Here is a 6,390-nt window from a genome sequence, read left to right as displayed (position 1 = left end):
GAATAACTATTAAAAGTTTGTCCTTTCTTTGCCATAGAAAAATCCCCTCCAAGTAGCATTCTTTCCTTCATGGTAACATGAAGGTTTTTTTGAATGTCTACTTAAAGGGGACATTAACAAATCCAAAGCTTTTTTGTGTACTAAATATTTTGTTACTTCACTTGATAATTGATGTGCGAAGTCATTTGCAATTTGGGTTGGGATATCAGCTCTTACTTAGAAAGGCATAGGTTCTCAACAGGTTCAGCCTCTCTCATTCTCGATTTCCATTTTAATAGGGCGCTACTGTAGTTAAAATAGTATAACGTGTCATATCTTATTCTTAATGAAAAACTTGAAATAAGCGATTGACAGCTTCTTTTATTTTATCCTCTGGCAAATTAGCAAAGCCAATTACAAGGTTAATCAACCCGCTTTTTTGTTTGTTTTCTGTTAATAGGAAACGTTTCATTGTATAGATTTCTAATCTTAGTTGTCGTGCTCTTTCCTCGATTTCCTCATAATCTTTATTACTCTTAATGTGAATGAAAATATGAAGTCCTGCTGGGATATTATCGATTTGGAGATTGTCTCCAAATCGATTGGCTAGCTCTTTTATTAATATTTTTCTCTTTGTTTCATAATAACTATTCATTCTCTTCACATGTTTTTGATATCCTCCACTTTCAATAAAATAATGCAAGGCAAATAGGTTAAGGGTGTTACTAGGCTGCATTAGATCGGCATATTTGTGGCGATAGATTCTTAAGAGTTTTGGTGGTAACACCATATAACTAATACGTAAGCCGGGTAGCATTGTTTTTGAAAATGTTCCTATATAAATTACGCGCTGATTTCTATCTAGGCTTTGTAGGGATGGGATATTATCTGTTTCATATTTGAACTCACTATCATAATCATCTTCAACGATATAACGATCCTCCCCTTCAGACGCCCAATTTAATAATTCAATTCGTCTAGAAATAGGCATGATGATACCTGTAGGGAATTGGTGGGATGGGGTGACAAAAACGAAATGAGAGGGTTGGATTTCCTTGATTTTAATTCCTTTATTATCCATGTTTACTGGAAGTACTTGAAATTTCATTCTTTCTAGTAATTTATATAATCGCTGATATCCTGGGTTTTCTATACTTATTACAGAATTTTTATTCTGAATATCCATTAATTGTCTAATTAAAGAAATTGTACCATCTCCAATCACGACCTGTTCAGGTTCACAAATAACTCCTCGGTTGAAGGCAACTAAGCGAGCAATTGTTTCTCTAACAATATAAGGACCTTGGGGATGAATAATTTCTGAAAGCTCATTTTGATGCACTAAGATGGCTTTTTGTTGACTTCTTATCCATTCTTTAAATGGAAAATCCGAAGTATTAGCTGTCATATGGGACAGTGAAATCCAACCGCTTTTATCGGTTACACTTTCTTTTAAATCTGCTAGTAAGGGGTTAAGTATTTCTTCTTGACTGACAAATGCCTGTATCCGTTCGGCAAAGTATCCCTTTCTTTCTAATGTGTATATGTATCCTTCTGCAAGTAATTGATCATAGGCGTTTATTACAGAGTTTAAGCTTACTTTTAGTTGATGAGCTAGAACTCTTTTAGGGAGCAATTTTTCATTTGGTTGAATTCGTCCGATTAGTATGTTTTTTTTTATTTCTTCATAAATCTGTTGATAGATGAACTTTTCTTTTACCTTCTTATCAATCGACAAATATATCATATGATCCTCCTTGAATATTTGGTACCATATTTTTTTCATTTTTGGTTCTTTTTATTATACCAGTAAGGTGTCAGACTATTGATATGATTTAATCAATTATTTAATAAAAAGGAGGATTTATATGAATTCGACTGATTCAATAACTAAAGAATTGCAAGATAAACGTATGAAGTATATTCCAAAAGGGGTAAGCAATGGGAACTTAAGTATTGCCCAAAAGGCCTCGAATGCCACGATTATTGATATGGATGAAAAGGAATGGATTGATTTTGCGGGGGCGATTGGCACGCTAAATGTTGGTCATTCACATCCGAAAGTGACAGCAGCGGTGAAAGAGCAAGTAGACAAATTTTTACATCCTGGTTTCAATGTTATGATGTATGAGGGATATATTCATCTTGCAGAAAAGCTCTGTAAACTCACTCCTGGAACCTTTGAAAAGCAAGCTATTTTATTTAATTCAGGTGCTGAAGCAGTTGAAAATGCAATCAAAATTTCACGTCGATATACTGGAAGGCAAGCTGTAGTGTCATTTGTTAGAGGTTATCATGGGAGAACAAACCTTACAATGGGCATGACAAGTAAAGTTAAACCCTATAAATTCGGTTTTGGACCTTTCGCACCTGAGATCTACCAAGCTCCATTTCCGTACATGTATCATAAGCCTAGTGAGATGACAGATGAAGCATATATTCAGAGGGTAATTGAAGAATTTAAAGACTTTTTCATTGCAACTGTTGCACCTGAAATGGTCGCTTGTATTGTGATGGAGCCAGTCCAAGGTGAAGGGGGATTTATTGTTCCACCAAAACAATTTGTACAAGCAGTATCTGACTTTTGTAAAGAACATGGCATCGTTTTTGTAGCAGATGAAATTCAGACGGGGTTCGGTCGTACAGGAAAATTATTTGCTATTGAACATTTTAATGTCACTCCAGATTTAATCACCGTTTCTAAATCTCTTGCAGGTGGACTCCCACTAAGTGGTGTAGTTGGTAGAAAAGAAATGCTAAATATTGCTGATCCAGGTGAATTGGGGGGGACTTATGCAGGAAGTCCGGTGGCTTGCGCAGCTGCGCTCGCTGTCATTGACATATTAGAAGAAGAGAACTTAGTTGTAAGAGCCGAAATATTAGGTCAAAAACTAGAAGCAACTAGTAGAGAGCTTGCTTTAAAGCATGAGTATATAGGAGATATCCGCCGTTTAGGAGCAATGGTTGCCATTGAAATTGTTGAGAACAGAAGGAGTAAAGTACCAAACAAAATAATAACAGCTGAAATTATAAATTATGCAAATCGAAATGGCTTATTACTTCTTTCGGCAGGATTAAAAAGCAATGTCATTCGCTTTTTAGCGCCATTAGTCATCACGGATGAAGAGTTAGAAAGAGGACTGTCTATTTTAAAAAGAGCTTTTCAATCAGTAGAGTAACGTTATATAAAAAATTTAAAATAAAGGTGAGCAAAGTGAAAAATACTTACAAAGTGAATAACCCTGCTACAGGAGAGTTCATATCAGAAATTGAAATGAATACAAAAGAAGAAATCAATCTCGCATTGAAAAAAGGACATAATGCCTTTAGAAAATGGTCACAGGTGAATGCTCATGAACGTTCAGATTTATTAAAGAAATGGATGGATAACATTCAAGCACATAAGGCGGAAATTGCAGAATTGATGACTCGTGAAAACGGTAAACCGATAAAAGAATCATTAGGTGAGGTAGATTATGCATCTAGTTACATCGCTTGGTATGCGGAGGAAGCAAAGCGCACATACGGACGTACGATTCCATCCCATAATGAATCCAAAAGAATTGTTGTGACGAAGCAGCCAGTAGGGTTAGTTGCTGCTATCACCCCTTGGAATTTCCCAGCGGCAATGATGACAAGAAAGGCGGCACCTGCTCTAGCTGCTGGGTGTACATTTATCGTCAAACCTGCAGAAGATACACCATTAACGACGATTCGACTAATCGAACTGGCTCATGAAGTTGGCATTCCTGTTGACGCTATACAATATGTCATCGGTGAAGGAAAAGAGATCGGTGAAATTTTCACAAATAGTGAATTTGTACGTAAGATTACTTTTACTGGCTCTACTCCTGTCGGGAAAACATTACTTAAAAATAGTTCGGATACAATAAAGCATGTGACGATGGAACTAGGTGGGCATGCGCCACTTATTATTGCCGAAGATGCTGATTTGGATTTTGCCGTTTCCCAAACCATCGCTTCTAAGTTTCGAAATGCTGGACAAACTTGCGTCTGTGCCAATCGAATCCTCGTGCATGAAAATGTAATGGATGAATTCGCAAATAAACTAACAACAGAAGTGACGAAGTTAAAAGTAGGTAACGGATTGGAAGAGGGCGTAGACATTGGGCCGATTATTAATGAAAAAGGCTATACAAAAATTATTGCTCAAGTGAATGATGCGATTAGTAAAGGTGCAGAGGTATTAGTGGGCAATGAATATAATGCTAATCATCAAATCAATACTTACTTTGTCTATCCAACTGTTCTCAAAAATGTACAATTAGATATGAAAATTACACAAGAAGAAACATTTGGCCCAGTAGCACCACTTATCTCGTTTAAAGAGCTTGAAGAAGCGATTGAAATCGCAAATAGTACACCATATGGTCTTGCTGCCTATTTCTTCACAAACAATTATAAAACGGGTATCTTTTTACATGAACGTTTGAACTTTGGCATCGTTGGCTGGAATGATGGTGCTCCTTCTGCAGCACATGTTCCTTTTGGTGGGATGAAAGAAAGCGGACTGGGGCGTGAAGGGGGCACTGAAGGGATTGAACCTTATTTAGAGACGAAGTATTTGTCTATCGGTGATTTATAGATTTTCTATCAGGAGAAGAAGTTGAAAGGTGTTTTTTGGCAGAATACGAAAACGAACAAAATTTTTTGAAGTGCCCCCTAAAAGTTAGAGACGGTTATTTCATTAAGGTAGCTCGGTAGAAAATGGGTTCGGTATTACACCGGACTCATTTTTCAATTGTTAGCTCAGGTATCTAACAATTGGAGTACAGTTCATTTTATTTTTGTTCGTTTTATTAGAGTGTTGGTGTGATTTTAAAAGAATCATCGTGAGGTATTTATGTCGTTTAGTTTAATTGGTTTTAGGCAATCCGTTTTCATTTGGTCAAGCCACTTCTTAATTTTGACACCCGATATAATGTCGCCGAATACCGCTCCTTTATAAACAGAATTCTCATACAAGTACCTATTTAAGTAATTTAATATTATATTTTCGTATACGTCTCATTAATAGAGATTGGGTAACACCTAATGCTTTTGCTGCTTTTCGAGTAGATTCTTCTTGATCTAATGCTTTAAGAAGGATATCTTTCTCAATCATTTCTAAATACTCAGGCATCGTTTGCCCTTTGACTGGATAAGTGAATGAAGTAGAATCTAAGGTTTTTTGCAACATTTTTCTTGGTAAATCATTCATAGTGATATTTTGTTCAGACAATACAACTAATTTTTCTATTAGGTTTTCCAATTCCCTCACGTTTCCGGGCCATTTATAGGAATGAAAAGTCTTTAAAACATCTGGCGAAAAAATCTTATTGGTATGATACTTTTCATTAAATTTCCTTAAATAATAGAAGGATAAATCTGTAATATGTTCTTTTCTACCACGGATAGGGGGGAGCTTAATTGTAAGGATATTTAGACGAAAGTATAAATCAGCTCGGAATTTTCCTTCTTCTACCATTTGGTCGAGTTTTCGATTAGTTGCAGCTATAATTCTCACATTTGCTCTTTTATATTGTCTTCCACCAATAGGTAAGTAAGTTTTGGTTTGTAAAAAATGTAATAGTTTGGCCTGGAGGTGGATGGGGAGTTCACCTATTTCGTCTAAAAATAATGTACCACCTTCTGCAGCTTGAATAAGGCCCTGTTGCCCAGTTTTGTTTGCCCCTGTAAAAGCTCCTCTCATGTACCCGAAAAGTTCTGACTCTAGCAAACTTTCAGGCATAGAAGCACAATTAATTTGTATAAATGGTTGACTATGTCGGTTACATAATAGGTGAATCCTCTCTGCTGTTACACTTTTTCCAGTCCCTGTTTCTCCAATAATTAAAGCAGTTGTATCTACTCTAGAAATTTTATTAATAATATTTTCAATCTCATTATCAATCATTTGTTCCTTTTGTTCAGGATTAGATTGTCTAGTAGATAGGTAGAGTTTCTTAATCTCTAAACTATATTTTTCTAGTAACTCTTCTGTCTCTTTTAATCGTGAGGAGGTCTTTACTGCTTCGGTTATGTCTCTGCAGTGAGCAACAACTGCAATGACTTGTCCATGCTCTTCCTTAACTAGATGTCCAGTTGCAATAAACTTTCGACCATCTCTCATCTCTTGAACAGTACTTATATTCTTTTTTGCTTCTAATGCAAGTCTGGTGACTGAAGGAGTGAAGACTTTCTCTTTCTCTAGTTCTTGTACACTTCTACCAATGAGCTTCTCTTTTGGAATATTACACATTTCTTCACTTGTAGAGTTTACCCATAAGGTCATACCGTTTTTATCTGTAATATAAACAGCGTCATTGATTGAGTTTAAAATTTCAGAGAAAAATTCAGGTCTCAATTGAGCAATTGCGTGAAGTCTCTTCAAATTGACCCTCCTTTAGT

At 36.0% G+C, this 6,390-nt stretch carries 4 protein-coding genes; 2 read left to right on the top strand and 2 right to left on the bottom strand.

Features of this window, described 5'->3' with window-relative positions; genetic code table 11:
* Nucleotides 1–322: 322 nt before the first annotated feature.
* Entirely contained in the window at nt 323–1,726 is a 1,404-nt protein-coding gene (gene gabR, locus LCM23_RS12810) for a MocR-like transcriptional regulator GabR (protein WP_224937298.1), read from the bottom strand.
* A gap of 121 nt (nt 1,727–1,847) precedes the next feature.
* Here gabR and gabT point away from each other — a divergent pair, with 121 nt between their 5' ends.
* Together gabT and LCM23_RS12800 are read left to right on the top strand one after the other, a co-directional pair.
* Nucleotides 1,848–3,158 carry a 4-aminobutyrate--2-oxoglutarate transaminase gene (gabT, locus tag LCM23_RS12805; RefSeq protein ID WP_224937297.1) on the top strand — a complete coding sequence of 437 codons (1,311 nt, stop codon included), beginning with the start codon at nt 1,848–1,850 and terminating at the stop codon, nt 3,156–3,158.
* Between the two features lie 35 nt (nt 3,159–3,193).
* Complete coding sequence (locus LCM23_RS12800) at nt 3,194–4,585, top strand: NAD-dependent succinate-semialdehyde dehydrogenase (protein ID WP_224937296.1); 1,392 nt, start codon at nt 3,194–3,196, stop codon at nt 4,583–4,585.
* 384 nt (nt 4,586–4,969) lie between these two features.
* On the opposite strand, the gene LCM23_RS12795 is transcribed toward LCM23_RS12800, so the two are convergent.
* Entirely contained in the window at nt 4,970–6,373 is a 1,404-nt protein-coding gene (locus LCM23_RS12795) for a sigma-54 interaction domain-containing protein (protein ID WP_224937295.1), read from the bottom strand.
* Between the last annotated feature and the right edge of the window lie 17 nt (nt 6,374–6,390).

The organism is Cytobacillus kochii, from assembly GCF_020171845.1.
GTDB lineage: Bacteria > Bacillota > Bacilli > Bacillales > Cytobacillaceae > Cytobacillus > Cytobacillus kochii.
The sequence above is the reverse complement of the archived record's forward strand: the minus strand, read 5'-3'. Positions and strand labels throughout refer to the sequence as shown.

Coding starts and splice junctions, on each gene's coding strand:
- gabR (WP_224937298.1), bottom strand. CDS start 1,726: ATGATATATTTGTCGATTGATAAGAAGGTAAAAGAAAAGTTCATCTAT.
- gabT (WP_224937297.1), top strand. CDS start 1,848: ATGAATTCGACTGATTCAATAACTAAAGAATTGCAAGATAAACGTATG.